The following is a 26,009-nucleotide window of genomic DNA, read 5'->3' as shown; positions in this document are numbered from 1 at the left end:
TCATTCTAGCATGAGCTATTGACAAGGGCCAGCACTATTGATAAGGGGCCGACTCCTGCGAGCCAGCCCCCATTCACATCACGCCTTGATGCCGTCGCCCGGCTTGTTGCCACCGGCGCCCGGTCCTCGACCACCGCCCCCACGACCGCCCGGCATCATGTGCTCGAGCTTGTTCGAGAAGACGTTGAGCGCGTTGCGCATGCGGTCGTTGTCGTCGCGTCCCACCGTCGCCGAGGCGTGGCCACCCACCCAATTGATCACCTGGTCCGGCACGATGAAGATTAGGTTGAAGCAGCTATGCACGAGGTTCAGGCACATCGACGCGTAGATCGCGAGGAAGAAGATGATGCTGAACAGACCTGTCACGGAGTCGAACTGCGCATTGGCCACCGCGATGCCGTACAGCAGATTTAACAGCGTGCCGCCCGCGATGACGCCGGCACCGCCGAGGAAGAACCCGATCACCATCAAGATCGGACGCACCATCACGTTCAACAGGAAGATGTAACCGTGTGCGGTGCGATGACCGAGGCCATCGCCCTCACCGCCTAAGTGCGTGATCGCCCACAGCGGAGCGGCAATGATCGCCTCGCCCACCACGACGAGCCAGTTCACGGCCGCCCCGAACCAGATGATGAACGGAACCATCGGCAGATAGGTCGACAAGGTGCCGCCAAGGATGAACAGCGCAATGATCGCCATCACGATGAACGGCGACATCGCGTCAAGCACACCTTGCAAGGCGTCGCCGATCGACGACACGGCGTTAGCCACCTTCGCAAACATGCCGGCGACGCTCCACCCTTCTTTGACCTGCGCGATCGCCTTTGCGGTCACGTAGGCGCCCAGCCCCGTCTCGGCGGCCGCCATCGTGTAGTCGCCGAGATTCTTCATCTTAATGAGCGGATTGACTTGCCCGCGCCCTTCCCCGCCGGCGTTGATGTCGATCATGTAGTTGACGATCCGCTGACCAGGCGCGTTGAAGAAGCTGCCGATGATCTTGTTCGCGTCCGAGCCGGCCGCGCCCTTCGAATAGTCACCCGTGCTCGACGTGCCCAGCGTCGGCGTGTACGTCGACGTCGCTTGCTGCGCCTTGTACGCCGCCATCGAGCTCTGGTAGACCGTCAGCATGGCCGGATCGCCTTCCGACGACATGCCGTACACAGAAGCCTTTGCCGCTACCGCGTCGGAGAGCTTCGTGTTGGCCTGAGCGAACGTCTGATACCACGCGCCCAGCGTCCACCACCCGCCTTCCTTGATCGACGTGCTCAACTGGCTAGCCAGTTGAGCAATGTTGCCCTGCTTCGTCGCGGCCATGCTGCTGATGGTGTTTTCGTACTGCTGAGCCGCCGACTGGATCGCAATCTCCGCGTCGGGTAGCGCTCCGCCTCCACCATTCTGTTTCTGGATCACAGCGTTGACGAAACCCTGCGCGGATGACGTCAGGCTCGACTGCATCGCTTGCAGCGCCTGCAGGTGCGCTTGGCGAATATCCGACGTGTCGATCGTACCGCTAAACCAGTTAGTCGACTGCGACTGCGGCTGGAGATCGTTGTTGATGTCGGCACCACCGCAGACAAAGCTCGAGTTCTTCAACACGAAACCCGAGTTGGTCGGCGACTGCTGGATGTAGCCGTCCTGAGTCACCAGCGCGCCGCTCGACTCGGCCTGCGCCAAGCCGGCATTGATCGCGTGCATGCACAGGTTCGACTCGAACACGCTATGCGCGAGGTTGATCGTGCTCGGCATCACCGGCTGCACAACCATCGACTGGCCGTTCTCGAAGGCCGACACCGACGCGTCGACGCCGAGGTTGGCGATCCCGACGCCCATCAGCGAAGCACCCCACAGCATCAGCAACTGCGAGAGCGACCAGCCGTTCGCGGTCGGCACGAGCGAGGCAAGACCCCACACGATCCGAATCGGCCCCCACATCGTGTGCTTCTCGCGGTCGAACACGGCACCATCATGGGCCGTCTGCGACACCTTCTTGAACATCACGTAGCACGCGAAGAACGCGCCGACGACGAGCAGCGCCCCGTTTGCGACTTGGAAAATTCCGGCCAGAATCGTATCGCTGCCGCCGGCGCCGCCCGTAGCGAGCGGGTTGTTGACGACGTTGCCGTAGATCGATACCAGAGCTTCACGGGACTTGTCGCCCGAGCGTTGAGCGGCCTGCGTGATCTCGCCGATCGACGTAGTTTGCGCCAGTGCTGGCAGTGACAGCAGGGCCGCTATGCCGGCCATGAGGCCGGCGAAAATGCGGGAGGTCTTCATGCGCGCGACCCTCCCTTGCGGCCAAACTCGGGATCGAGCGTGACCCACCACCATCCCTTCACTTCGCGCATGAAATCACCGAGGCCGCCCTTCTCCTCTTTTGAGAGCCGGTGCGTCCGCAACTGCCACAACCGGAGTTGCGCGCCCAGCGCAACCATGAAGAACACGGGCTGGCTCGCGAGCAGCGAAATTGCCCCGAGTGCGATGCCGCGGTTATGACCGAACCAGATCCCGCCCAGCATGCCGTAGAGGGCCATCAATGCGAAGAACGCTGCGGTGCCGATCGCGACGCGCTTCTTGCCGAGAAAATAGCGGTACAACTCGTCTTCGCTGAGCGCATTCTCAGAGCGCTTGCTCATCGCATCCGAGAACGAGTCGTTGCGCTGCTCCTTCGGCCCCTTGATGCCTTCGACGATCGTCTTGCGCGCGTCGTCGCCCAGCTCCTTCAGGGCGCCGAGGCTTTCCTTCGTCCGTTCGGCTTCCTTTTTCGCGAGCGCGACGGTCCGCCGCATCGCCGCGAACGGCAACAGTACGCGCCATGCGACCTTGCCCGTCGTGCGCAACGCGCTCTTCTTCTCTTCCGTAGCCATCACTGACCTCCCATACGGCCGCCAATCGCCCGGTACTTCTGCGTCAGGATCGGCTCGTATTCCTGACGCGCTAGGCTCGCGAGAATCTGACCATTGATGACGTTGCCCTTGCGCATCTCGTTTTCGACCTTGAGCAGCAGCCAGTTATTGAGCGACGAGACGCGAATTTGCTCGCGCACCAGGTTATCGCCGCTCATGGCCTGCAGATCCGTCTGGTACGCCGTGTTCGCATACCGTCGGCCGACTTCGAAGGCTTCAAACTCGCGCGCGGACATCATGCCGGTTGCCTTCGCTTGCGACGACGCCACCTGGTTGTAATACGACGCCGCCGACGGCGCCTGCAGCGCATCGGTCAGCAGATCCTTCGTCGCCGAGTTCGGCTGGCTGTCGGCAATGAGTTGATCTTGCGGATCGGAGGCTGCGGAGATGACGGAGTTGTACTGGTTCATCAGGCCCACGTATTGACCGCCCGCGACCGTGTTCGCTTCACCCTTGCGCAGTTGCGGCCCGATCGACCGACGAATCGAGTTCTGCGTGTACATACGCGCGGCATCGGTCTGCGCCTGCGAGAACGTGAGTTCCGGTGCCTTTCCGTTCGGACCAGCGCCGCTCAGCACGGAGTCGATGCGCTTGTCGGCGCCGGGCATGTTGCCGGACACCGACGGGCACGCAGGAGCGCCACCATAGGCCGAGTAGTCGTCGCTGTCGCAATACTGAGCGTGGATTTTCGCCGCGCGCGACGCGTCGATTTCCGGTGCCGGCGGTGGAGAGTTGATCGCCTGCGCGATCGCGGCATTCGCGATCGACCCACCACCACCCGGCCGGATACCACCCTTCGCCGCGCCGGCGGCCGCACCGACCTGGACAGCACCGCCCGAGCCGGACTCGCTGCAGATATTGTCGGGCACTTGATAGCGTTGGCGCGCGTCCTCGACTCGGCGATTCATCTCCATGTTGACGTCGTTCTCGCGCTGCGCCCGCGCGGCGGCTTCGATCGTGCTCGCCGTCTTGCTGCCGTTCTCATTCACGGCCACGCCCAGGTTGTACAGCAGCGTGCTCACCGACGTGTTCATTGCGGAGATCGCGCCCGTGATGGTCGTGTTGGCGATGTTCACTGCGCCCACCACGCAGCCGTCGCAGATCGCGAACGCCGGCGTCGACGCCACCAGACCGCCAACCAGCGCCGCAGCGGCGAGCGGCTTCATTACGATGTTCTTCTTCATACGGCCAACTCCCGTTGCTTCCTGATGTTGCGCGTGTACGCCTCGACCAGCTTGCCCGCCAGTCGCTCGACGACGGACACGTCCTCTTTCTCCGACGATTCGGTGCGCATGTGCTCAATCGTCTCCAACGCGGTCCCCAGCGGGAAGTGCTCAGCGAGCAGCTTGCGCGCTTCGTAAGGCCCGATTCGTTTGTAAAGCCGGTTGCGCAGCGCGACGTCTTCCTGCGTCGTCGAGAACGCCCACAGCTCGATCGGACCCACGGTGTTGGTAAGGAGCTGCACGACGAAGCCGACCTTCGTCTTAAACAGCGCGAGGAAGTTGCCGCCTTCGGGGCCCGGACCGACGGCTTCGCGTTGCAGCCGTCGGATCGCTTCTTCGGAAACGTTGTAGAGCGTGCGCAGAATCGACTCGTCGGCCGCGTTGCCGCCGCGCATCACATAGACTGCCGTCGCCGCGTTGAGCAGCTCTTCCGGATAGTCGGCGAGGTACTGCGAGGCGTTGACGATACGGATACCCCACTTACGCCCTTCTCGCCCGTCCTTGATCATCGTCTGCACGAACGCCTGCTGACCGCCAGTGTTATGCACTTCGTCGTAAGCGATGGTCTTCTGCTCGTCTTGAACGTCCGCTACCCGCTTCAGGTGATAGTCCTGATACATCTCGGGGATCACGGGCAAAACCACTTCCTCGCGGAGGAAATAGTTCTTTGCTGCCATCTGCCGCGCGAACATGTACATGGCGGCGGTACGAAGCATGCCCTCGGGCGTTTTCCCGCCAATCACGTCGTTCAGGTCGATCGAAATGACGCGCGTCTCGCTGTTCAGCTCGAAGCGCGTGCGGCCGGCGAAAAGCGCGTAGTTCGACGTCGCCACCGAGAAGCAACGGTACATGTACTTGAGCAGCGGCTCGTTAGTGCCTTCGACCCTAGCGTCGCCGAACAGGTCGCGGATCGACTCGTCGTTCAGATATGCGCTGAAATCCTGCAGCACAGGAACGGCTTGGCGCTGCGCGAGCGAAGCCTCGCGCACGTAGCCAGCCTTGAACAGCATATCGGTCACTTCCCACCACTTCGCGACCGACCACCACTCTTCCGAATACTGTTCCTTCAGGCCCGACGACTCGAGCACATCGTCGACCGTCCGGTCGATATGCGGCTCGTACATGTGCGGGTTCTTCGTCGCACGATCCTCGTAGGCAATCCGTAGCAGCATCTCGTTCACCTGCGAGCAACCCGCAGGCGCTTTCTTGGTGCCGGGATCGGTACAGAACAGCGTCATTAGATCGACGAGGAATTCGGTCTCGCGCGACGTCGGCGAGCGCGCGCCGAGCTGCGTGTCATACGGATTGGTCGCATAGTCGACCGAGTTCTGCAGGCGAAGATACACAGCCTCGCTTTTGCGATGCTCCGGCAACGAATCCTTGATCAACTGGATAAGGCCGGACGAAGACGGGCCGACATCGATAATGGTCATCAACGGCAGGCGAACGTTGCCGGCGCGGTGAACCGTCGCGCTGTTCATCGAGTTCATGAGAACCGACTTACCGCTGCCCGGAGGCGCACTGATAAGCTCGATCCACGTGTCCTGCAGGCGACTGCCCAACTGGATCGGATAGATTTTCCCGTCGGGCGTGCGAACAATCAACGAACCGCCGTCGCCCCACGGCGTCGCCGGCCGCTGCAACGGCAAGAGATACAGCGCATCGGGCAGCGGCGGCACCATGCGGTTCGCGATGTTCTTCGTCGTAAAGCCCGGAATGGTGGACGCCCACGCAGCCAGCGGATCGCCGTGTACCGACGTCACTTGGCAGATGCCCCACGACTGAATCGACTTCTCGAGCGCTGCCATTCGGCGCTTCGTTTCGCGCTCGGAAGGCGACCAGGTGGACACGGCGAATTTCATTGAGCAGATCGCGTCTTCCTTCGATCGCTCGTTCAGGTCGATAAACGACTGTCGGATCTGGCGGTTGCTGGGCAGCATGCCCACGAACGCGACCATCATTTGCCGAGCCCGCATCTCATTGAGGCCACCGGGATTCAGATCGACGCGAACGCGCCACGGGATTTCGCGGTCGATCGAAGCGAACAGCGACGAAAACGGCTGCGGTTCCTGCGGCCCGAGCTCCATCGACATGTTGCCGTGCCAGAGGTCGTCCGTCTTGATGATCTCGCGATGGTTCGTCACGTCGTTCGTGCAAACCTGATAGTTGACCGGCGGCGCCGAGAGGTCCGAGTGATCGTGCTTGTCTTCCCGGCCACGCGGGATAAAGCGATCGCCGGGAAGCACCGGCCGAAACTTCTGCGAGGTCCGTTCGCGATTGACCATGATCCGCACGCGCTTGATCGCTTCGTGCGCGCTGATCGGCCGGAGCATGATGCCCGGCCGCCCTTCCGAGCCGCTGCGCTCGAAGTCATGACGCACGCGATCCACCATCGTGTCGTGACGATATTTCATCGCCATTATCACTGACGCGGGATTCTGACCGAATTCGATGCGCGGCAGATTGTGTTTCTGCGCATCCACCGACCGTTCCTTGAGCTCCCGCTTCATCTCCTCGGGGCTCATGACGTTCATGTGCGTGTACACGATCATCAGGTTCTGTTCCCACGCGACGAGCGGAGCATTACGCCGCACGCGGTCCAGAATGATGTCCTCCGACTTCAGGCCGATACGCCGAGCCGCATTGATCTGCGGCTCGGCAAGACGCATCAGCTCGTCGAGCGATCGATCGGGATCTCGCTCGAAACCGAACGTGATCGAGTGGCCGTAGCGCTTCATATAGCCGTTCATCTTCACGCGCAGGTTGTCGATCATCTTCCCGAAGTCTTGATCCGACAGGATCTGATACGTGCCCTGCACGTCGAACGCGGTCAGCAGCGCGAGCTTGTTGTCGACGACGATGTACGGGTCTTTCAGGCCCGGGTGCCGCTTGATGTCTTCTTCCGTCAGGCCCACGGCCGTCGCCAGCTCGCAGTATCCGGCGAAGTCCTTGCCGATCCAGTAACGCGCGAGATAAGCGAGCGTGTCCTCGATCGCGGTTACACCCTTGTCCAGAAAGCCCATGTTCGTTCCTTTTATGCAGGCGCGTTCATAACGTCGTGATACACCTGGCCCCACTTGCCGACCGGCAACGTACCGTAAGATTCGCGCGCCCACGTCGCAGCGACTTGCGTGTACGGGCCAGGATTGAAAACTACGGCGAGGTCTTGAAAGACGACCTCGCGCTTTTCCCGGTCCTCCTCCTCGAGGCGAACGATCGCCTCGGCGAACACAGCCGGGTCACTCGTGCCCCAAGCGTCCTTCGCGTAGTCGCGATGCGAAGCCATCCAGTTCAGCAGCTTCTTCGCATCCTCCCGCACGACAGGATCGTCCGACTGCATCGCAACGATGATCGTGCGCTGGAGATGGTTCGCATCTTGCCCACTCAGTCCCGGCAGATAGGCGATCACGGCGTTGCCTTCGCCGAGTTCGCCGAGATGGTTCCAGCCGTGGCACAGATGATCCGCGGCGCGCAGGTTCTCTGCTCGCACGTCGCGATGGTTGTCGCTCAGGTTGTGAACCTGGTTCTGCGACGAATAGAAGCCGCAGAACATGCAACGGTGCCCGTCGGCGACGAGCGTTTTGCGGCGTAGATCCTGCTGCTCGAATTCGGGTTCCGTCGGCTCGACCGCGCTCGGGTGCTTGTCGCCCCAAACGCGGCTTTTCGTCGAAAAGAGCAGAGCCGGGTGCGCCGCCTTCTCGAAGTTGCTGCCCAAGCTTGGCTTAGGCTGCACCTTGTCGAGCTCGACGTCGGCCGGGTCGTGAATATCGGTTCGGTCTGTCGTCATCGCTAAGTAGAGGCGGTCGGTTGACCGCCCTCCCCCGTATGAGAGCGGTTACTGCGGCAGGGCGCCTTGCGACGAGCTCTGGATACCTACCGTTTCGCCGGCCTTGATCATCACGAAGCCGGTCGCGCCGAGAGCGGCACCCGCCAAGATCGGAACAAAAATCTGGCCGCCCTTGATCTGGCTATGCTCGCCTTCCTTACCCTTGCGCCACCAGTTGTAGCCGCCGTAGCCTGCCCCGCCGAACCCAACGGCGGCGAAGAGCTTGCCGAGGTTGGTCTTGATTGAATCGCCCTGTTGGGCGGCTGAGTCGACCATCCCGGCAATACCATTGGTGGCCTGAGCGTGTGCCGCAGTCGCGACGAACAGACCCGTAAAGGTCATCGCGGCGCTTGCCATCATGATGCGACGCTCGCGCGGCGTCCGCGATTCCACATAGTCCGCGCACTTTGCCGTCGCGCTAATGTGCGCTTTACGCCCGAGGTCTCCGAGCCACTCGATGGGCTTGAGCATTACCTTTTTCATACATCTTCTCCTATCAAGGTGGAACTACCAGTAGAGGCCGAAAGATTGCCGGAACGCCTCGATAACATCCGGGATCTGAACCAGCATCGCCCCGCCCACCATGTGAGTGAGGGCACGCCAGACAGAATCGTCAGCACCGTGTGACGACTGCCCGTCCATCGATGCTTTTTTCAGAATAACGACGCCACGAAAGAAGAAGACGCCGCCCGCCACACTCGCGATCGTTAGGACTGCATTGATCGCGTCCGCAAAGCGACCGAAATCGGCCGCCCCACTGTACGAAATCGGCCCGTAGCTCACTGAGCCGGTGCCGAACGAATTCCACGTCGCGTTGATGAACTGCGACAGGTTCAACAGCAGGCCGCCGATCAGGATGATCGGCAGAATGTCACCGATCGTGACCGGAGACTGGCCCGGCAGTCGCGACGCGCGCTGCATGCGCAGCAGCGAGTTCCCGACGTACAGGATGCCGACCACTACGCCGAGCACCCAAAGGAATCGCCACATCGCCACCGAAAAATCGCTGGCGAAGTGGACGACCATCTGAGCCAGATCCATAGCGTCGCGCTCCTATCGAATGGTGCCGAGCGACGTCACAACCTGACGCGTCGAGGCATCGACACGAACGATGCGCATGCCATCGATGACATCGCCAGCTTGGACGACATAGGTGCGCTCGGCATTCTGAATCCATGCCTGGTCGCGGTAGACCGTGTTGAGCGTGAAGTCGCCCGGTTTCGTCGTTCCGGCGCCAATACGCGTCGTCGCCGTCGGCGTGGTGCTTACATACCGACGCGGTGAGGTCGAAACGTGACGCACCCGATGCTTCGGCTTGCTGACGCTCGTGCTCGCGGTCGCGATCGGAGCAGGACACTTCGCCGCTTGCGCTTCGGCCGTGGCGAGCTTGCCCTGCAGATCGTCAACCTTCGCCTGCAACTCGGTTTCCTTCGCTGTCGGTTGCGATGCTTGCGTGCTGGTCGCGCTCGCACCACCCGGCGCTGACGCAGCGGTTACCGTCGCCGCAGATGCACCGCTTGCCGGAGCCACCGCAGTCACGTCGCTCGCCGGGGCTGCTGTCGCAGCCGTGACGCTCGAGGCCGCGACTGCCGGCGATGTGGCGGGCTGATTCGCGACCGGCTGATACTGTTGAGCCCGGCTTGCATCGGTCATTGCCTGATCGGGGTTGAGCATGCGCGCGGTCGTCGATTTGTCCGAAGACGATCCGCTGAATACATACGGCCAGCCGATCCACGCCGCTGCGACGACAGCGCAGGCGATCGCGAAATGCACCGGGCCGAGCTTCGACACGAAACTCGGCAGCGTGGAAGCCTTCGGCTGCGCTGCACTGGCTTGCGTTTTTCCGGATTCGCTCGCGTTCTTCGCATCCGGCTTCATGTTGAAAATGTCTACGCCGGAATCCGGCTGCTTATCCTTGCCTGTCGGGTCGCTCATATCGGGCACCTTTTCGTATCGTGTCTATTATACGGAATTATTGCTGAGGATAGTAGCCCGATCCCGGCGGCTGGTAATAGCTCGGAGGCGTGTACCCAGGCATGTTGTACGGCGTATTGCTGTAGCCGCCGTAGCCGCTCGGAGCCACGGGAGAAACGTTCAGCTTGGGCGGTTGCGATGCCGGCTGACCCACGGCGCTGAGCGGATCGGTTCCGGGAGCCATCGGCTGGCGAGGTTGGGTCGGTCCCGTCGCACCAGCGGCAACGTCGTCGCTCGCGAGCACCGGGCCGATGAACTGAATCCAGATAGGCGTGTCCTTCGGGATAAGAACCTGCTTCACTGGCATGTTCGCCGCGTCGTTGGCCAGCACCTGCCCCGCTTGCTGGCCCATACCGCCCGCAATCGTTCCACCGACAGCGCTCCAGCTTGGCGTCGACGGATAGGTCTGGATGACACCGCCTTGCGGCGTGATGATGTTCTGCGCGGCCGCCTGCTCAAAGAGTTGACCAGTTCGCCCAATGCCCATCGCGATGGCAGGGATGATGATGCGCGAGAAGTAACGGTTGTTGACGTCGCCCGACAACGCCGTGCGCATCGTCGTTTGATCCATAGCCTTCGCGGTCACCTTGTACGAGTGGCCCTGCCACTGCATGTACGAGAACGTCATGTCGACCGAGTTGGTGATTCGCTTGTAGCCCATCGCGAACAGCACCGCACCGGCGTACTGACCGTTCGGGATATACGCCCGCACGACCGAATTCTCATCCGTATCGATAGCCGTCTGGAGCATGGCAGGGATAAGAGCGAAGTCCTCGACGACCTTCACTTTCGCTGCGGCCGCCGCGGCGGCCTGTTGCACCTGGGCCGGCGTGTCCGACTCGTGCATCAGCGACTTCGCGTAATCAGCGCTGTCCGTCGAAACGCGCGCAGTGCTATGCGGCACCGGCGCCCAGTTCGCCATCAACCCCTGCATCTGGTCGCTGACTTCCTTCTGACGCTGCTGGTCCTGCTGCGGGTTCTGTTGCTGGGCCGGCTGCTGGTAGTAGACGACCTGCTGCGCTTGAGGCTGGGCCTGCGGCGCACTCGCGGGCTGATCCGGTACGTTGTTCGTGCGACTCGACAGCACTGACAGATACGACTGCCCGTTCTGCTCGGCATCGGTCGCCTTGGTGCGGTTGTATTTGTCGAGAACCTGCGAATACTGCTCGCTTTCTTTGGTCGGTGTGCCGCGCCCTTGCGTTTGCACCGCGCTGATCTGCGACTGCTTGCGCGAGCTGTCGGCGAAGTAGGTCGCGGCGATATAGCCGACAACCGCGATCGTCACGATGACCCCGATCGCGACGATTTTGCTTTGGCGCCCGACGTCCGATTGTGTACTCATGCTCTGCCTCTCAATTGATGTCGAGTTGGAGCGTCACGGACCGGCCCATCTCGGACAGCGTGACGTAAGGGGTCGGCGGCAACCGATAAACGCGCGTGCCGTCGGCGGCAGACATGCTTTGATCGAATGCCGTCTGAATGTCGTAGTTCGTGCGAACGAACATCGCGTCGCCGTACTGCCAAACCTGCGTGCGTGCCGGTACGTCGCCATGCGCTGTCACGCGCTTCGCGCCACTCGGCGGAATGCCGTCGAGGAATCCCTGCATCGTGTCGTCGTACAGCGCGATACGACCGGCTCCGAGGAACGGGGCTTGTGCGTTCGGACCACGGCCGGGCACACGCAGATCGAGGCGATAGTCGACAACGCGGCTCTTCTCTTTCGAATCGGGCTCGCCGGTGGCGAGCTTGACCACGACCGGCGTCGCCATGCCCTGAAGGAAGACGGTCACATTACCGTCTTCATAGGCCGATAACGCCGAGATCACGACGGACGGCGTGCCTTGCAACCATTCGACATCGAAGTAGCGGGCATCGGAAACTCGCGGAGCAACGGCGAGCGGCCACGGCGCGCCCGTCGAATCCACGAACACCAGCGTCGTCTGCTCGCCGGGCAGCACGCGCGCGATCGGGAGCGCGGCACCGGGCGAGAGGTCGACCGAGATGCTGCTGATCCGGGGCACGGTCCTGACAGGGTGATAAGCCTTTGCCTTGCGCGAGTCGTCGAGCTGCTGACGCAGCTTGACGATCTCGCCGTTGCTGAAGGGCGAAACGACCTGCTCGGCGCGTTCGTAATTGCTCGGAGGCGCGAGCGGGGGCATCGGCGCGACGCCATTCTGAGGTACTGCTCCCGCCGGATACTGCTGCGGGTAGCCCTGCGGGGCTTGTCCGGCCACAGCATAATTCGCCGCTCCATAGTTGGTTTGCGGGAACGCAGCCTGAATTTGCTGCTGCGAGCTCATCGGCGCTTGACCAGGCGGCGGCGGAAATGCGCCGGCCGGTGCGCCCGCATTGACCCACTGCGGGGCTTGCGCTTGTTGCGGCTGCTGCGGTGCCGGTGCAGGCGCTGCGACACCTTGCGCGGCCGGTGCCGCGCTTTGCTGCTGCGCCGGTTGGGGTTGGGGTTGAGGCTGTTGCGCGTTTTGAGCCATCGCCGGAGCGAGTGTGCTGGCCGCCAACGGTGCAACGAGCAAAAGGGCGAGTCGTTTCATCGTTCGAGTCCTCAAAGCGGCTTCGTCACCAGTTGGCCGACGCCGATGCCTTCAATGGAGTCGAGCGTGGAAACTCGCTCGATCCGAACCGTTGCGAGGAAGCGCTGCGCAGGAAGCTCAGACGTCTGCCCCGACAGCTTGACCTCGATCGGCATCTCGACGTACCACACGTAGACGCCGTTCTCGACGCCCTCCTTTGTGAGAACGCCAGTGCCGGCAGTGATCGACATGTTCATGCGGCGATCGCGCACGGTCGCCAAGACACCCGAGGCTTGCAGCGATGCGATGAACGACTTGAAGCCGTCGCGCGTGTAATTGCCGCGGATGTCCTCGAGCTGTTGACGCCAGTTGAGGAAGTCCATCGTGAACGAACGGTTCATCGTGTCCTTCGCGTACTGGATCACGTCGGCCGCTTTGCGATACGGCTGCGACATCGGAATCAGCGGGAAGATGCGGCCGTTGTCGGAGGCGAAATACTGGCGGTCCGGGTTGAACGCACGCCAACCGAGCGCACCATTCGCGACGACACTGATCAGAAGCGCTGTCGCGAGAATGAAGTTCAGCTTGACAGACGAGCCTGCAATGAATTGCAGGTGCTTGCGGTCCTTCTCCATCCGCACCGCCGGCTCAACCGCATCGGCTGTTTGATGAAGTTGAGCGGCGAGCTCCGCGAGTTGCTCGCTCGCCGCATTCGGCTCTGCTGCATCGGACACGGCCTGGTCTCTCGAGGGAAGCGGGCCGGCAGCTACGGCCCGTTCCTGGTTTGCTTCGTTCAGTGCGGTCATCGAACCACCTCCTTTTTTCCGTATTATAACCATGATGCAAAAAACGACAAGAGCGCGCAAGCCTGACTGTCGGGGTTTTTGGTTTCATCAGTCGATGTAATTGTTAATTCCCATGCAGGATTGAATACGGAACGGAAGCAAGCGCTTCTGAGGCGCCCTTTGGGCTCGTATATCGCCGACGTTTTCCGGCCGATTTCGTATATCGCCGACACTTGAGGGCGTCACCGATTGCCCGCTAAGCCTCGAAAAACAAGGGGAAGAGGTGGATTTAGGACGAGAGAGCGGTACAGGAGGGGAGATGCGACAGGCTCGTACATCGCCGACAAGGGTCGTACATCGCCGACAATGTGGATAAGCCTCTGGACAGGCTGTTGAAGCGCTCGTATATCGCCGATGGATAGCCTCGGATATCAGCGACAAATGACTCGTATAACGCCGACGGCCATTTCGTACATCAGCGACATGCGCAACGCGCAGAGCCTTGTCGCGCAAGGCGTTTGAGGAGTTTTCCACAGCGCTAACACGCGCGCGGCTGTTAACCCTCCTTTTTTTACAAAACATAGTAGTAACGCGGCAGAGGCCTCCGCCTCTTGGGGGGCGCAAGCGCCCCCCGCCGGCTCGCTACGCGCGCTCAAGCGCGCTCCGCCCCGGCCGCGCTACGCGCGTCCTTCCCTCCCGGCATCCCCCCAACAAGTGGCGCGGCATAGCCGCGCAGGTTGACCAAGGCCGCGGCGAACAAGGCTTCCACGCGGCAGGCAAGCCTGCCGTGAAGCACCTCCGTGCCGCGGCCAAAAGCATTCAATAAAAAGGGAGGGCGACCTTGACCCTGCCGCTTCCAATCCTTGCACCGTCATCGCAGAACGACCGTCTCACTTCGAACAGCAAAAAACCATCATCTCGATCCTTCAGGCTCCGCCTCTACAAAGTAGGGGTCGTCTCAGAAAACGGAAAATAAAGCACGCTAAGCGTGCGTGGAGGCTGGCACCCAGCGGTACAGCGTCGGAATGGACACGCCGAGGTTCTTGGCCACGTCCTTGGGCGGCACCCCGCTGGCCAGCAGCTTCTTGGCCGACTCGATCTTGCTGTCGGTCATCTTCGGCTTGCGGCCGCCTTTGCGGCCGAGCTGCTTGGCGACTTCCAGCCCGGCGCGGGTGCGCTCGACGGTCAGCTCGCGCTCCATTTCGGCAAGGCTCGCCATGACGTGGAAGAAGAACCGCCCGGATGGTGTGCCGGTGTCGATGGAGTCGGTGAGGCTCCTGAACTGGACACCGTGCTTGTGCAGATCGCCGACCAGATCGACCAGTTGCTTGACCGACCGGCCCAGCCGGTCGAGCTTCCAGACGACCAAAGTATCGCCTTCGCGCAGCATTTCGAGCGTCTTGGCCAAGCCAGGCCGGTCTGCCCGCGTGCCACTCACCTTGTCCTCGAAGACCTTTTTACATCCGGCCTTGCTCAAGGCTTCGCGTTGCAGCTCCAGGTTCTGATCCTGCGTCGAGACGCGCGCATAGCCAATCAACATGGCTTGTCTCGCGCCCGGTCGATGCGTTCCTGCATCGCCTGCATCACTTCTTCGTGGGTGTACGATCTGGCGTTGGCGTCGGTGGCTTGCCGCAGGGCTTCCTCAACCTCGCGCGTCATCCGCTCGTAATCCTCCGGCCACAGCGCTTGCTCCATGCGCAGCGACGCCTGACCCAGCAGGTGCAGCAGGCTGAACAGCCGCATGTCGTTGGTGGCGACGATGCGCTCCCGAATCTGCTCCTGAATAGCTTCGCTAGCCCGATGCGCTTGTGGTGTGGCAGTCCCCTCGTAGTCAGCGGGGAATTCCGCTTCCTCGGCAATCCTTGCCCAGGCGCTGGCCAGCGCCTCGATGGTTGACGTGCTCATTTCCGCCGCTCCTGTGCTCTTTGGCGAATCAACCGGCCAAGGGGCCTCGACGCGAAAACCAGCAGCATCACGCCTATCGGATACCAGGTCGAGAAGACCACCAAGGCATCGAAGGCTGGCCGTCCGGTGTTGGTAGGCAGTACGGCGGTCACAGCCATCAACCCGCCGACCGTCCAGATGATGCGCCACACGTAGGGCATCACGCGGGGCACGTAGCCGTCATCGAAAGCGGTCTGGTAGTAGCGGCGCAGGCCGCGCTCGGCAAGCGCCTGGCGCTGCCGCTCCGACAGCGCATCCGTCCGGCCATACCAGCGCCGGAATGGTGGACAGCGCAGCAGCAAAGGGGTGAAGAGGATCATCACCGCCACGATCGCGACACCCCACGCCATGACGGCGCCGGCATCGGGCCGCTTGGCGTTCTCGATCACGGGCGCGAAGACGCCCGGAGCACCGATCATCCAGAACAGCGCAATGTGCTGATGGAAGGAGAGCTTCATTTGCTCATCCACTTGCGCAGCAGGCGCTTTTTCAGGGAGGCGCGTTCTTGCGGGTTGCGTCCCTTGTGATTGGCGATGCGATCCGCCGTGGCGGCCTGGCGCTTGACGGGCCAGTAGGAGCGGCCATCCTTGCCCATCGACCAGACGCTGCTGGCCTGGTTTTCCAGCAGGGGCAGATGGGCGCTCAGGGCTTCGGGCGACGCGCTGGTCAGCGCCGTGCGCTCACGGGTGCGCCAGCGCTGATGCCAGAGCTTCTTGTCCTCGCGCTCGCTGCCGCAGGTCGTGTGCCCGACGATGGGTGTTTTGCGGCGGCTGCGGCTCATAACGTAGTGGTCTCCAAGAACATTCAGGACTGATCCCAGGCGTCGATGGTCAAGACCTGATCGGCAGGACAGGCGGCTACGCGGTCGGGAACTGGATGGTGTTCAGTCTCATGCCGACCCCATTCGATTGATCGCGTCGCTTGCGGCACGCTGCGACGCAAGGAGGTTTGCGACCTGGTTTAGCAGCCGTGTCCGCTGCATGTCTGTTACCTATCTCCCCGACCGCTCATTGGACCAACTCCAGAGATTGGGCTCTATCGCTCAGCCAATACGAAACCGGCATTGGCTGATGCCACAACCGAGACGAACACAAATGGCTCGGTACCTGTATTTCGCGCCCCGTGCACTTGGCCCGGTCTTGCCACGGCTATCTCACCTTCCCTGAGGGCACGAACAATCCCATTGCCCTGAAAGTAATCAGCCATTCCCGACAAAACAGTCCACGTGTCTTGGCCGTGAGGATGAATGTGAGCCGCAATTTCCTGCCCGGGATGGACATGCCAAACCACGATAATTGAGTCTCGGGTTTCAAGCACAACGGAACGAATAGGCTCGCCTTCGGACGGCTGAACATACTCGGCTACAGAAAATATTCTCGATTCAACAGTCATCGGAGATCCCTCTTTCACAGTGCCCCCAGACAGGCTGGGTATGAGTTCTAACTCGAATTTGAACGGGAGGCTGGTCGTGCGGTCGTGCAGTTGCCGATGAGCGTGTCGGCTGCTGCCTCCTTGCCCACCAGCGAACTCACGTCCGTTGCGGCCATCCAGAAGGTCTTGCCCGAGCGCGGCTCATAGGTCGCGGGATCGAACACGCCAGAGGGGCCGAACATCGGCGGCTTGATTGGTCATGGCTCCATGCCTTTGTCGTTACGGTCTTCATCGTCGGCATCCTGACGCACGGCGGGCAATTGCTGGAGCAACGCCGGCAGCCATTCCTGTACCGTCTCCCACACCACATCGAGGTTGATGTCGAAATAGCCGTGAGCCATGCGATTACGCATATTGCGCATGCTGCGCCACGGCACGTCGGCATGCGCCTGGGTGAACTCGACGTAGCCATCCATCACCTTTGTGGCCGCCTCGCCGATGACGATCAGGCTCATGATGACGGCCTGCTGGGTGCGCTTGTCGGCCAAGAAGTCGTCCTTGGCCATCCCTTCCACGAAGCTGCGCGCATCGGTTGCGGCCTGCTGAATGTGGTCGAGGTAATCGGGCAGGCGGTTCTCGCTCATATCGGTTGCGCCTCCGCGAGCACCTTGGCCCGGAACTTCGGCGGCAGGTCGCCGGGAGTCAGCAGATCGACGTCAACGCCGAGCAGCGATTTCAGTTCTTCTTCCAAATCGCCCAAGTCCAACAACGTGGCACCGGGCAGCGCATCGACCAACAGGTCGAGGTCGCTGCCATCCCGGTCGGTGCCATGCAGCACCGAGCCGAAGACGCGCGGGTTCGCGGCGCGAAAGCGGCCTACCGCTTCACGCACTGCGCTTCGCTTCATGTCAAGCACAACAGACGGTCGCATGGGCATCCTTTCTTATCGAAACTCGTTGAGATGATATGCAATCAAGAATAGAATTTCAAGAACTATTTTCGAGAATCGCAATGCCTTGATTCCCGTGCCGCGCTGTCATTTTCAGAAGACGAATGCACCAGTTAATTAGGTGTGGCGGCTGTTGTGCGGCCAGCTCCTGACAGTCCAATATCAGAAGTGATCTGCACCAATCTCGACTATGCTCAATACTCGTGTGCACCAAAGCGAGGTGAGCATGGCGACCGACACCCCACGGATTCCCGAGCAAGGCGTGGCCACTCTGCCTGATGAGGCTTGGGAGCGTGCGCGCCGTCGTGCGGAGATCATCGGCCCGTTGGCGCAGTCGGAGACGGTCGGGCACGAAGCGGCCGATACGGCGGCTCAGGCGCTGGGCTTATCTCGGCGGCAGGTGTACGTTCTGATCCGGCGTGCCCGGCAAGGCAGCGGCCTCGTGACGGATCTGGTGCCCGGCCAGTCCGGTGGCGGGAAAGGCAAGGGGCGCTTGCCGGAACCGGTCGAGCGCATCATCCGCGAGCTACTGCAAAGGCGGTTCCTGACCAAGCAGAAGCGCAGCCTGGCGGCCTTTCACCGCGAAGTCACTCAGGTGTGCAAGGCTCAAAAACTGCGAGTGCCGGCGCGCAATACCGTGGCCTTACGGATCGCTAGCCTTGACCCGCGCAAGGTCATTCGCCGGCGGGAAGGCCAGGATGCCGCTCGTGACCTACAAGGTGTTGGCGGCGAGCCTCCTGCCGTGACCGCGCCGCTGGAGCAGGTACAGATCGACCATACGGTCATCGACCTGATCGTGGTCGATGAGCGCGATCGGCAACCGATTGGCCGCCCGTACCTGACCCTCGCCATCGACGTGTTCACCCGCTGCGTGCTCGGCATGGTCGTCACGCTGGAAGCACCGTCTGCCGTTTCGGTTGGCCTGTGCCTCGTGCATGTCGCCTGCGACAAGCGTCCTTGGCTGGAAGGGCTGAAGGTGGAAATGGATTGGCCGATGAGCGGCAAGCCCTTGCTGCTCTACCTGGACAACGCGGCCGAGTTCAAGAGCGAGGCCCTGCGCCGGGGTTGCGAGCAGCATGGCATCCGGCTGGACTATCGTCCGCTGGGACAGCCGCACTATGGCGGCATCGTGGAACGGATCATCGGCACGGCGATGCAGATGATCCACGACGATCTACCGGGAACAACCTTCTCCAACCCGGACCAGCGCGGCGACTACGATTCCGAAAACAAGGCTGCCCTGACGCTGCGCGAGCTGGAGCGCTGGCTCACATTGGCGGTAGGCACCTACCACGGTTCGGTGCACAACGGCCTGCTTCAACCACCGGCGGCGCGGTGGGCCGAGGCCGTGGCGCGTGTCGGCGTGCCGGCCGTCGTCACCCGCGCCACGGCGTTCCTGGTTGATTTCCTGCCCATCCTCCGTCGTACGCTGACCCGCACCGGCTTCGTCATCGACCACATCCACTACTACGCCGATGCGCTCAAGCCGTGGATAGCTCGGCGCGACCGCCTGCCTGCGTTCCTGATCCGGCGCGACCCGCGCGACATCAGCCGTATCTGGGTGTTGGAACCGGAAGGGCAGCACTACCTGGAAATCCCCTACCGCACCTTGTCGCACCCGGCGGTCACGCTGTGGGAACAACGACAAGCTCTGGCGAAATTGCGTCAGCAAGGGCGCGAGCAAGTGGATGAATCGGCGCTGTTCCGCATGATCGGCCAGATGCGCGAGATCGTGACTGCCGCGCAGAAGGCCACGCGCAAGGCGCGGCGCGACACGGATCGACGCCAGCATCTCAAGGCGTCGGTTCCGCCGAACAAGCCGACGCCGCCGGAAACTGATGTTTCCGACCCGCAGGCAGACAAGCAGCCTCCGGCAAAACCTTTCGACCAGATTGAGGAGTGGTAGCCGTGGACGAATATCCCATCATCGACCTGTCGCACCTCTTACAGGCGGCGCAGGGATTGGCCCGGCTGCCGGCGGACGAGCGCATCCAACGCCTTCGCGCCGACCGCTGGATCGGCTATCCCCGTGCGGTCGAGGCTCTGAACCGGCTGGAAACCTTGTATGCGTGGCCGAACAAACAACGCATGCCCAACCTGCTGCTGGTTGGCCCGACCAACAACGGCAAGTCGATGATCGTCGAGAAATTCCGGCGCACGCATCCGGCCAGTGCCGACGCCGACCAGGAGCACATCCCGGTGCTGGTCGTGCAGATGCCATCCGAGCCGTCGGTGATCCGCTTCTACGTCGCGCTGCTCGCTGCGATGGGCGCGCCCTTGCGCCCACGCCCACGGTTGCCGGAAATGGAGCAATTGGCATTGGCCTTGTTACGTAAGGTCGGTGTGCGTATGTTGGTGATCGACGAACTACACAACGTCTTGGCCGGTAACAGCGTCAACCGCCGGGAATTCCTCAATCTACTGCGCTTCCTCGGCAACGAGCTACGCATCCCCCTGGTCGGAGTCGGCACGCGCGACGCCTACCTGGCCATCCGCTCGGATGACCAATTGGAAAATCGGTTCGAGCCGATGATGCTGCCGGTGTGGGAGGCCAACGATGATTGCTGCTCGCTGCTGGCCAGCTTCACGGCTTCGCTCCCGCTGCGCCGCCCCTCGTCGATTGCCACGCTAGACATGGCTCGCTACCTGCTCACACGCTGCGAGGGCACCATCGGCGAACTGGCGCACCTGTTGATGGCGGCGGCTGTCGCTGCCGTGGAAAGCGGTGAGGAAGCAATCAACCACCGCACGCTCAGCATGGCCGACTACACCGGCCCAAGCGAGCGGCGACGACAGTTCGAGCGGGAACTGATGTGAAGCCAGCGCCGCGCTGGCCGCTGCATCCGGCTCCCAGAGAAGGCGAAGCCTTGTCTTCGTGGCTCAACCGCGTGGCCCTTTGCTATCACATGGAAGTGTCCGAGCTGCTGGAGCACGATCTTGGTCACGGCCAGGCTGATGACATGGATACCGCGCCACCACAGTCGCTGCTGACAATGCTCTCCCGGCGGAGCGGCATCGAGCTGGATCGGCTGCGTTGCATGAGTTTCGCCGGCTGGGTGCCTTGGTTACTGGACAGCCTTGATGATCAGATTCCTGGCGCTTTAGAAACCTATACGTTCCAGCTCTCGGTGTTGCTGCCGAAACTCCGCCGTAGGACGCGATCTATCACGAGCTGGCGCGCCTGGCTGCCCAGCCAGCCATTACATCGCGCCTGTCCACTCTGCCTGAACAATCCGGCAAACCAAGCCGTATTGCTTGCGTGGAAGCTGCCCCTGATGCTGAGCTGCCCGCTGCATGGGTGCTGGCTGGAATCGTATTGGGGCGTGCCTGGGCGGTTTCTCGGCTGGGAAAACGCCGACGCCGACCCACGCACGGCCAGCGACGCGATTGCGACGATGGACCGGCGTACCTGGCAGGCACTGACGACCGGCCATGTTGAGCTGCCGCGCCGACGCATCCACGCCGGATTGTGGTTTCGGCTGCTACGCACGCTGCTTGATGAGCTGAACACCCCGCTTTCGGCGTGCGGAACCTACGCGGGGTATCTCCGCCTGATCTGGGAACGCTGTGGGTATCCGCTGCGTGCTGGGCAAAGTCTGTGGCGACCGTATGAAACCCTGAACCTAGCAGTAGGGTTGCAGATGCTGGAGGCTGCGGCAACGGCAATCAGCTTGATCGAGGTGAGGGATATAAGCCCGCCTGGCGAGCATGCAAAGCTATTCTGGTCCGAGCCCCAAACCGAGTTCACCAGTGGCCTGCCGGCGAAAGCGCCGAAGCCCGAACCCGTCAATCACTGGCAACGTGCAGTCCAGGCCATCGATGAAGCCATCATTGAAGCGCGGCACAACCCCGAGACGGCACGCTCGCTGTTCGCGTTGGCTTCCTATGGTCGGCGCGACCCAGCTTCCCTGGAACGGTTGCGAGCCACCTTCGTGAAGGAAGGCATCCCGCCGGAATTTCTGTCACATTACGAGCCTGATGGACCCTTTGCATGTCTTAGACAGAATGACGGGTTAAGTGACAACTTTTGACGGCCTGAGCTTTCCGGCGCACACTGTCACATAATCGAACGTATATGTGACAGGTACGACATGCTGATAGGCTACATGCGGGTATCGAAGGCGGACGGCTCCCAGGCTACCGATTTGCAGCGCGACGCGCTGATTGCCGCCGGGGTCGATCCAGTACATCTTTACGAGGACCAGGCATCCGGCATGCGCGAGGATCGGCCCGGCTTGACGAGCTGCCTGAAGGCGTTGCGAACTGGCGACACACTGGTCGTGTGGAAACTGGATCGGCTCGGACGCGACCTGCGACATCTCATCAACACCGTGCACGACCTGACTGGGCGCGGCATCGGCTTGAAGGTATTAACCGGGCACGGCGCGGCCATCGACACCACGACCGCCGCCGGCAAGCTGGTCTTTGGCATCTTCGCCGCCCTGGCCGAGTTCGAGCGCGAGTTGATCGCGGAGCGCACGATTGCCGGCCTAGCCTCGGCCCGCGCGCGCGGGCGGAAAGGCGGCCGGCCGTTCAAGATGACCGCCGCCAAGCTGCGGCTGGCGATGGCGGCAATGGGTCAGCCAGAGACCAAGGTCGGCGACCTATGCCAGGAACTTGGCGTCACGCGGCAGACCCTGTATCGGCATGTTTCACCCAAGGGTGAGCTACGTCCAGATGGCGAGAAGCTACTCAGCCGAATTTGATGCCGGCATGAGGCAACGTAGCGACAGCGTGGTTTGTCTCAATGGGAAGCGCTCATGATCGATCTTTGAAGGCCCGCAGCAGTCGTGTCACAGACAGGACGAACAAACCGGTCAGCGTGAGGGCTGCGATACCCCAGTACTCTCCGATGAACGCGCCGGCCGTCGTGCCGGCCAGCACAATGGCGAGAATCGGCAAATGGCAGGGACAGGTGAGCACGGCCAGCGCGCCCCACAGGTAGCCGGTGATCGGTTTGTGCGTCTCGGACGGCAAGCGCTCGGGGCTGTTCATGGCAGACTCTCCGCGTGCTGTGCCGGCTCGGTCGGCAGGGTGGCCAACTGCACTTCCAGATCGGCCAACGCTTCGCGCCGACGCTCGACGAACTGACGCAGCAGGGCAAGCTGCGCGGCCGCTTCGTCGCCGTCCGCCGCATCCAGCGCCCGGCACAGCCGCGCCAGCGCGTCGAGGCCGATGCCCGCCTCGAAGGCCGCCCGCACGAAGCACAGCCGTTGCAAGGCGGCGTCATCGAACAAGCCGTAGCCGCCTGGTGTGCACGCCACCGGGCGCAGCAATCCGCGCAGCAGGTAGTCGCGCACGATATGCACGCTCACCCCGGCATCAAGAGCCAGCCGGGACACCGTGTAGGCGTTCATCGAACACCTCCTTTTTCTCACCCGGCGCAGCAGGAAAGCTGCTTCACATCCTTGTTGAAGGTCTGCGCCGCGAGCTTCAACCCCTCGACCATCGTCAGGTAGGGGAACAACTGGTCGGCCAGTTCCTGCACCGTCATGCGGTTGCGAATGGCCAGAGCCGCCGTCTGGATCAGTTCACCCGCTTCCGGCGCGACCGCCTGTACGCCGATCAGCCGATGGCTGCCTTCCTCGATAACCAACTTGATGAAGCCGCGTGTGTCGAAATTGGCGAGCGCACGCGGCACGTTGTCCAAGGTCAAGGTGCGGCTGTCGGTCTCGATCCCGTCGTGGTGGGCTTCCGCCTCGCTGTAGCCCACGGTCGCCACTTGCGGATCGGTGAACACCACGGCCGGCATTGCGGTCAGGTCGAGCGCCGCATCGCCGCCGGTCATGTTGATCGCGGCACGGGTGCCGGCCGCTGCCGCCACATAGACGAACTGCGGCTGGTCGGTGCAGTCGCCGGCCGCGTAGATGTTCGGGTTGCTCGTGCGCATGCTTTGGTCGATGGCGATGGCACCTTGCGCATTGACAGTGACCCCCGCTGCGTCCAGCGCGAGGCTGCGCGTGTTCGGTGTCCGACCGGTGGCAACCAGCAGTTTGTCGGCGCGCAATTCACCGTGCGTGGTGGTCAGCACGAATTCACCGTCCATATGGGCGACCTGGCTGGCTTGCGTGTGCTCCAGCACCTCGATGCCCTCGGCACGGAAAGCGGCTGTCACCGCCTCGCCGATGGCCGGGTCTTCACGGAAGAACAAGGTATTGCGCGCCAGGACCGTGACCTTGCTGCCCAGCCGGGCAAAGGCTTGCGCCAGCTCCAGCGCCACCACCGACGAGCCGATTACGGCAAGGCGTTCGGGAATGGTGTCGCTCGCCAGGGCCTCGGTGGAAGTCCAGTAGGGTGACTCTTTCAAGCCCGGAATCGGCGGGACCGCCGGGCTGGCACCCGTGGCGACCAGGCAGCGGTCGAACATCACGACGCGCTCGCCACCCTCGTTCAAACGGACGGTAAGGCTCTGGTCGTCCTTGAAGCGCGCCTCACCGTGCACAACGGTGATGGCCGGATTACCGCCCAGGATGCCTTCGTACTTGGCGTGCCGCAGTTCATCGACACGGGCCTGCTGCTGGGCCAGCAGTTTGCTGCGGTCAATCGCAGGCACAGTTGCCGCAATACCGCCGTCGAACGGACTTTCCCGGCGCAGATGGGCAATATGGGCAGCGCGGATCATGATCTTGGACGGCACACAGCCGATATTGACGCAGGTGCCGCCGATGGTGCCGCGTTCGATCAGCGTGACCGTCGCGCCTTGCTCGACGGCCTTCAGCGCCGCCGCCATCGCGGCCCCGCCGCTGCCAATGATGGCGATATGCAAACCGGCGCCCTCAAGTGCATCACGGATTTTTGGTTCATCTTTGAAATCACCAACCCGGATCGAGCCTTGATAACCCAATGCGGCGATGGCGGCCAGCAGTTGGTTGTGGCTCACGGCGGTGTCTGCCATGACTTGCGCGCGGCTTTCTGGATAGGACACCACAGCGGCATTCACGCCGGGAATCTTTTCCAAAGCATCTTTGACATGGGTGGCGCAGGATGTGCAGGTCATGCCATTCACGGTGATTTCGGTCATTTTTTTACTCCATTGAATTTCGGGGTGCAGCAGGCATCGGCTTGGCGTTTTCGTTGGATGGCGTAGATGGTCAAGCCGATGAAAATCGCCAGCGCAGGCAGCAGCACATAGTCCAGATAGCCGGTCAGCGCGGACAAGCCGACCACACCGAGCAAAATGACCAGAACAGGGGTGAAGCAACACAGCGCCACGAGGGTTGTGCCAATGATGCTGACCCGCAGCAGTGTCTTCGGGTCTTTCATGATCAGTTCTTGACTGATGATGGGTAGCCCGCATCCTCGGTAGCCTTGGTCAGTTTCTGCACGCTGGTCTTGGCATCATCGAAGGTGACCACCGCTTCGCGCGTCTCGAAGGTCACGTCAACTTTACTGACGCCATCGACCTTGGAAATCGCCTTCTTGACAGTGATCGGACAGGCCGAGCAGGTCATGCCCGGTACGGACAGCGTAACGGTCTGGGTGGCGGCCCACACGGGGGCAACAACGGCAGCGAGGGCAAGGGCGGAAAGCAGCTTTTTCATGGTGAACTCCTGTGATCAATAGAAAAATGGCACGACGTAGGGAAATCCGAGCGCGACCAAAACCAGCACGGCCACGCCCCAGAAAATGAGCTTGTAAGTAGCTCGCACTTGGGGAATCGCGCAAACCTCACCCGGTTTGCAGGCGGCTGACGGCCGGTAGATGCGCCGCCAGGCGAAGAACAACGCCACCAGCGCCACGCCGATAAAGATGGGGCGATAGGGTTCCAACACCGTCAAGTTGCCGATCCAAGCGCCGCTGAACCCCAAGGCGATCAGAACCAGCGGCCCGAGGCAGCAAGCCGAGGCGAGGATGGCGGCCAGCCCGCCAGTGAAGAGCGCGCCGCGCCCGTTTTGAGGTTCAGACATACGTTTGTCCTTTCGAATCTGAATTGGATAGCTTAAGCTTACTTCCGTAGTTATGTACGGAGTCAAGCGATATGGAAAACAATTTGGAGAACCTGACCATTGGCGTTTTCGCCAGGACGGCCGGGGTCAATGTGGAGACCATCCGGTTCTATCAGCGCAAGGGCTTGCTCCCGGAACCGGACAAGCCTTACGGCAGCATTCGCCGCTATGGCGAGACGGATGTAACGCGGGTGCGCTTCGTGAAATCAGCCCAGCGGTTGGGCTTCAGCCTGGATGAGATCGCCGAGCTGCTGCGGCTGGAGGATGGCACCCATTGCGAGGAAGCCAGCAGCCTGGCCGAGCACAAGCTCAAGGACGTGCGCGAGAGGATGGCTGACCTGGCGCGCATGGAGGCCGTGCTGTCTGATTTGGTGTGCGCCTGCCATGCGCGGAAGGGGAACGTTTCCTGCCCGCTGATTGCGTCACTGCAAGGGAAGAAAGAACCGCGCAGTGCGGACGCGGTGTAGCCCGAGGGAACTACGCCTTAGCGTGCTTTATTTTCCGTTTTCTGAGGCGACTCCAAGTAGCGACAAGCGAAGGCCGCCGTCGGCGGCCAC

General features: G+C 62.1%; 30 protein-coding genes. 5 read left to right on the top strand and 25 right to left on the bottom strand.

Annotated elements, in window-relative coordinates:
• Positions 1 to 78: 78 nt before the first annotated feature.
• From BFE01S_RS35200 to BFE01S_RS35115, 19 genes are all read right to left on the bottom strand, one after another.
• On the bottom strand, positions 79 to 2,277 hold the full coding sequence (locus BFE01S_RS35200; RefSeq protein ID WP_007183107.1) for a DotA/TraY family protein: 2,199 nt from the start codon (positions 2,275 to 2,277) through the stop codon (positions 79 to 81).
• Entirely contained in the window at positions 2,274 to 2,867 is a 594-nt protein-coding gene (locus tag BFE01S_RS35195) for a hypothetical protein (RefSeq protein WP_028229512.1), read from the bottom strand. Before BFE01S_RS35195 ends, BFE01S_RS35200 begins: the two co-directional genes overlap by 4 nt.
• Entirely contained in the window at positions 2,867 to 4,090 is a 1,224-nt protein-coding gene (traW, locus tag BFE01S_RS35190; protein WP_007183105.1) for a conjugal transfer protein TraW, read from the bottom strand. Before traW ends, BFE01S_RS35195 begins: the two co-directional genes overlap by 1 nt.
• Positions 4,087 to 7,152 (bottom strand): hypothetical protein, encoded by a 3,066-nt coding sequence (locus tag BFE01S_RS35185; RefSeq protein WP_007183104.1) that lies wholly within the window; start codon positions 7,150 to 7,152, stop codon positions 4,087 to 4,089. The genes traW and BFE01S_RS35185 overlap by 4 nt, the downstream gene beginning before the upstream one ends.
• Positions 7,153 to 7,163: 11 nt before the next feature.
• Positions 7,164 to 7,916, bottom strand: coding sequence for a hypothetical protein (locus tag BFE01S_RS35180; protein ID WP_007183103.1), 753 nt, complete (start codon positions 7,914 to 7,916; stop codon positions 7,164 to 7,166).
• A gap of 48 nt (positions 7,917 to 7,964) precedes the next feature.
• Positions 7,965 to 8,438: a DUF6750 family protein gene (locus BFE01S_RS35175; protein WP_007183102.1), complete on the bottom strand. Its 474-nt coding sequence runs from the start codon at positions 8,436 to 8,438 to the stop codon at positions 7,965 to 7,967.
• A gap of 24 nt (positions 8,439 to 8,462) precedes the next feature.
• Positions 8,463 to 8,996 (bottom strand): conjugal transfer protein TraQ, encoded by a 534-nt coding sequence (gene traQ / locus BFE01S_RS35170; protein ID WP_007183101.1) that lies wholly within the window; start codon positions 8,994 to 8,996, stop codon positions 8,463 to 8,465.
• 12 nt (positions 8,997 to 9,008) lie between these two features.
• Entirely contained in the window at positions 9,009 to 9,890 is an 882-nt protein-coding gene (locus tag BFE01S_RS35165; RefSeq protein ID WP_028229511.1) for a hypothetical protein, read from the bottom strand.
• A 37-nt stretch (positions 9,891 to 9,927) separates the two neighbouring features.
• A complete protein-coding gene (gene traO / locus BFE01S_RS35160; protein ID WP_007183099.1) occupies positions 9,928 to 11,271 on the bottom strand; it encodes a conjugal transfer protein TraO in 1,344 nt (447 codons plus the stop codon).
• A gap of 10 nt (positions 11,272 to 11,281) precedes the next feature.
• On the bottom strand, positions 11,282 to 12,478 hold the full coding sequence (locus BFE01S_RS35155) for a DotH/IcmK family type IV secretion protein (RefSeq protein WP_028229510.1): 1,197 nt from the start codon (positions 12,476 to 12,478) through the stop codon (positions 11,282 to 11,284).
• Between the two features lie 11 nt (positions 12,479 to 12,489).
• On the bottom strand, positions 12,490 to 13,263 hold the full coding sequence (locus BFE01S_RS35150; protein ID WP_007183097.1) for a DotI/IcmL/TraM family protein: 774 nt from the start codon (positions 13,261 to 13,263) through the stop codon (positions 12,490 to 12,492).
• A 961-nt stretch (positions 13,264 to 14,224) separates the two neighbouring features.
• Positions 14,225 to 14,782: a recombinase family protein gene (locus tag BFE01S_RS35145; protein WP_003100847.1), complete on the bottom strand. Its 558-nt coding sequence runs from the start codon at positions 14,780 to 14,782 to the stop codon at positions 14,225 to 14,227.
• Positions 14,776 to 15,147 (bottom strand): hypothetical protein, encoded by a 372-nt coding sequence (locus BFE01S_RS35140; protein ID WP_003100853.1) that lies wholly within the window; start codon positions 15,145 to 15,147, stop codon positions 14,776 to 14,778. Before BFE01S_RS35140 ends, BFE01S_RS35145 begins: the two co-directional genes overlap by 7 nt.
• A complete protein-coding gene (locus BFE01S_RS35135) occupies positions 15,144 to 15,644 on the bottom strand; it encodes a hypothetical protein (protein WP_003100856.1) in 501 nt (166 codons plus the stop codon). The genes BFE01S_RS35140 and BFE01S_RS35135 overlap by 4 nt, the downstream gene beginning before the upstream one ends.
• On the bottom strand, positions 15,641 to 15,967 hold the full coding sequence (locus BFE01S_RS35130) for a hypothetical protein (protein WP_003100858.1): 327 nt from the start codon (positions 15,965 to 15,967) through the stop codon (positions 15,641 to 15,643). Before BFE01S_RS35130 ends, BFE01S_RS35135 begins: the two co-directional genes overlap by 4 nt.
• A gap of 254 nt (positions 15,968 to 16,221) precedes the next feature.
• Positions 16,222 to 16,578, bottom strand: a complete 357-nt coding sequence (locus tag BFE01S_RS43740; RefSeq protein ID WP_003465043.1) for a cupin domain-containing protein — start codon at positions 16,576 to 16,578, stop codon at positions 16,222 to 16,224.
• Positions 16,579 to 16,625: 47 nt separating this feature from the next.
• Entirely contained in the window at positions 16,626 to 16,799 is a 174-nt protein-coding gene (locus tag BFE01S_RS45260) for a hypothetical protein (protein WP_003154411.1), read from the bottom strand.
• A gap of 15 nt (positions 16,800 to 16,814) precedes the next feature.
• The gene (locus tag BFE01S_RS35120) at positions 16,815 to 17,201 is read right to left on the bottom strand and encodes a HepT-like ribonuclease domain-containing protein (protein WP_003100872.1); all 387 of its coding nucleotides are present in this window, start codon (positions 17,199 to 17,201) and stop codon (positions 16,815 to 16,817) included.
• Complete coding sequence (locus tag BFE01S_RS35115) at positions 17,198 to 17,488, bottom strand: nucleotidyltransferase family protein (RefSeq protein ID WP_001247892.1); 291 nt, start codon at positions 17,486 to 17,488, stop codon at positions 17,198 to 17,200. The genes BFE01S_RS35120 and BFE01S_RS35115 overlap by 4 nt, the downstream gene beginning before the upstream one ends.
• A gap of 208 nt (positions 17,489 to 17,696) precedes the next feature.
• Here BFE01S_RS35115 and BFE01S_RS35110 point away from each other — a divergent pair, with 208 nt between their 5' ends.
• The 4 genes from BFE01S_RS35110 to BFE01S_RS35095 are packed head-to-tail and all read left to right on the top strand — an operon-like array spanning position 17,697 to position 22,212.
• On the top strand, positions 17,697 to 19,412 hold the full coding sequence (locus tag BFE01S_RS35110) for a Mu transposase C-terminal domain-containing protein (protein ID WP_015057085.1): 1,716 nt from the start codon (positions 17,697 to 17,699) through the stop codon (positions 19,410 to 19,412).
• Between the two features lie 2 nt (positions 19,413 to 19,414).
• Positions 19,415 to 20,323, top strand: a complete 909-nt coding sequence (locus tag BFE01S_RS35105; protein WP_013124601.1) for a TniB family NTP-binding protein — start codon at positions 19,415 to 19,417, stop codon at positions 20,321 to 20,323.
• Positions 20,320 to 21,537 carry a TniQ family protein gene (locus BFE01S_RS35100; protein ID WP_026141237.1) on the top strand — a complete coding sequence of 406 codons (1,218 nt, stop codon included), beginning with the start codon at positions 20,320 to 20,322 and terminating at the stop codon, positions 21,535 to 21,537. The genes BFE01S_RS35105 and BFE01S_RS35100 overlap by 4 nt, the downstream gene beginning before the upstream one ends.
• Positions 21,538 to 21,597: 60 nt before the next feature.
• Positions 21,598 to 22,212, top strand: a complete 615-nt coding sequence (locus tag BFE01S_RS35095) for a recombinase family protein (RefSeq protein ID WP_000904941.1) — start codon at positions 21,598 to 21,600, stop codon at positions 22,210 to 22,212.
• A 52-nt stretch (positions 22,213 to 22,264) separates the two neighbouring features.
• Here BFE01S_RS35095 and merE read toward each other — a convergent pair whose 3' ends face one another.
• Genes merE through merT form a run of 6 tightly spaced genes read right to left on the bottom strand, consistent with a single transcriptional unit; the run spans position 22,265 to position 25,413 of the window.
• Positions 22,265 to 22,501: a broad-spectrum mercury transporter MerE gene (gene merE, locus BFE01S_RS35090; protein ID WP_001087809.1), complete on the bottom strand. Its 237-nt coding sequence runs from the start codon at positions 22,499 to 22,501 to the stop codon at positions 22,265 to 22,267.
• On the bottom strand, positions 22,498 to 22,863 hold the full coding sequence (gene merD, locus BFE01S_RS35085) for a mercury resistance co-regulator MerD (protein ID WP_000995360.1): 366 nt from the start codon (positions 22,861 to 22,863) through the stop codon (positions 22,498 to 22,500). The genes merE and merD overlap by 4 nt, the downstream gene beginning before the upstream one ends.
• 17 nt (positions 22,864 to 22,880) lie before the next feature.
• Positions 22,881 to 24,527, bottom strand: a complete 1,647-nt coding sequence (gene merA, locus BFE01S_RS35080; RefSeq protein WP_028229509.1) for a mercury(II) reductase — start codon at positions 24,525 to 24,527, stop codon at positions 22,881 to 22,883.
• On the bottom strand, positions 24,524 to 24,769 hold the full coding sequence (gene merF, locus BFE01S_RS35075) for a mercury resistance system transport protein MerF (RefSeq protein ID WP_000654684.1): 246 nt from the start codon (positions 24,767 to 24,769) through the stop codon (positions 24,524 to 24,526). The genes merA and merF overlap by 4 nt, the downstream gene beginning before the upstream one ends.
• Before the next feature lie 2 nt (positions 24,770 to 24,771).
• The gene (merP, locus tag BFE01S_RS35070) at positions 24,772 to 25,047 is read right to left on the bottom strand and encodes a mercury resistance system periplasmic binding protein MerP (RefSeq protein ID WP_000735441.1); all 276 of its coding nucleotides are present in this window, start codon (positions 25,045 to 25,047) and stop codon (positions 24,772 to 24,774) included.
• 15 nt (positions 25,048 to 25,062) lie between these two features.
• On the bottom strand, positions 25,063 to 25,413 hold the full coding sequence (gene merT, locus BFE01S_RS35065; RefSeq protein ID WP_001294667.1) for a mercuric ion transporter MerT: 351 nt from the start codon (positions 25,411 to 25,413) through the stop codon (positions 25,063 to 25,065).
• Positions 25,414 to 25,484: 71 nt separating this feature from the next.
• Between merT and merR the strand changes: the two genes are divergently transcribed.
• A complete protein-coding gene (gene merR, locus BFE01S_RS35060; protein WP_000429838.1) occupies positions 25,485 to 25,919 on the top strand; it encodes an Hg(II)-responsive transcriptional regulator in 435 nt (144 codons plus the stop codon).
• The last annotated feature ends 90 nt before the right edge of the window (positions 25,920 to 26,009 follow it).

The organism is Paraburkholderia ferrariae NBRC 106233 (genome assembly GCF_000685035.1).
In the GTDB taxonomy this organism is placed as follows: domain Bacteria; phylum Pseudomonadota; class Gammaproteobacteria; order Burkholderiales; family Burkholderiaceae; genus Paraburkholderia; species Paraburkholderia ferrariae.
Note: the sequence above shows the minus strand (reverse complement) of the source record. Positions and strands in the feature narration are given on the sequence as shown.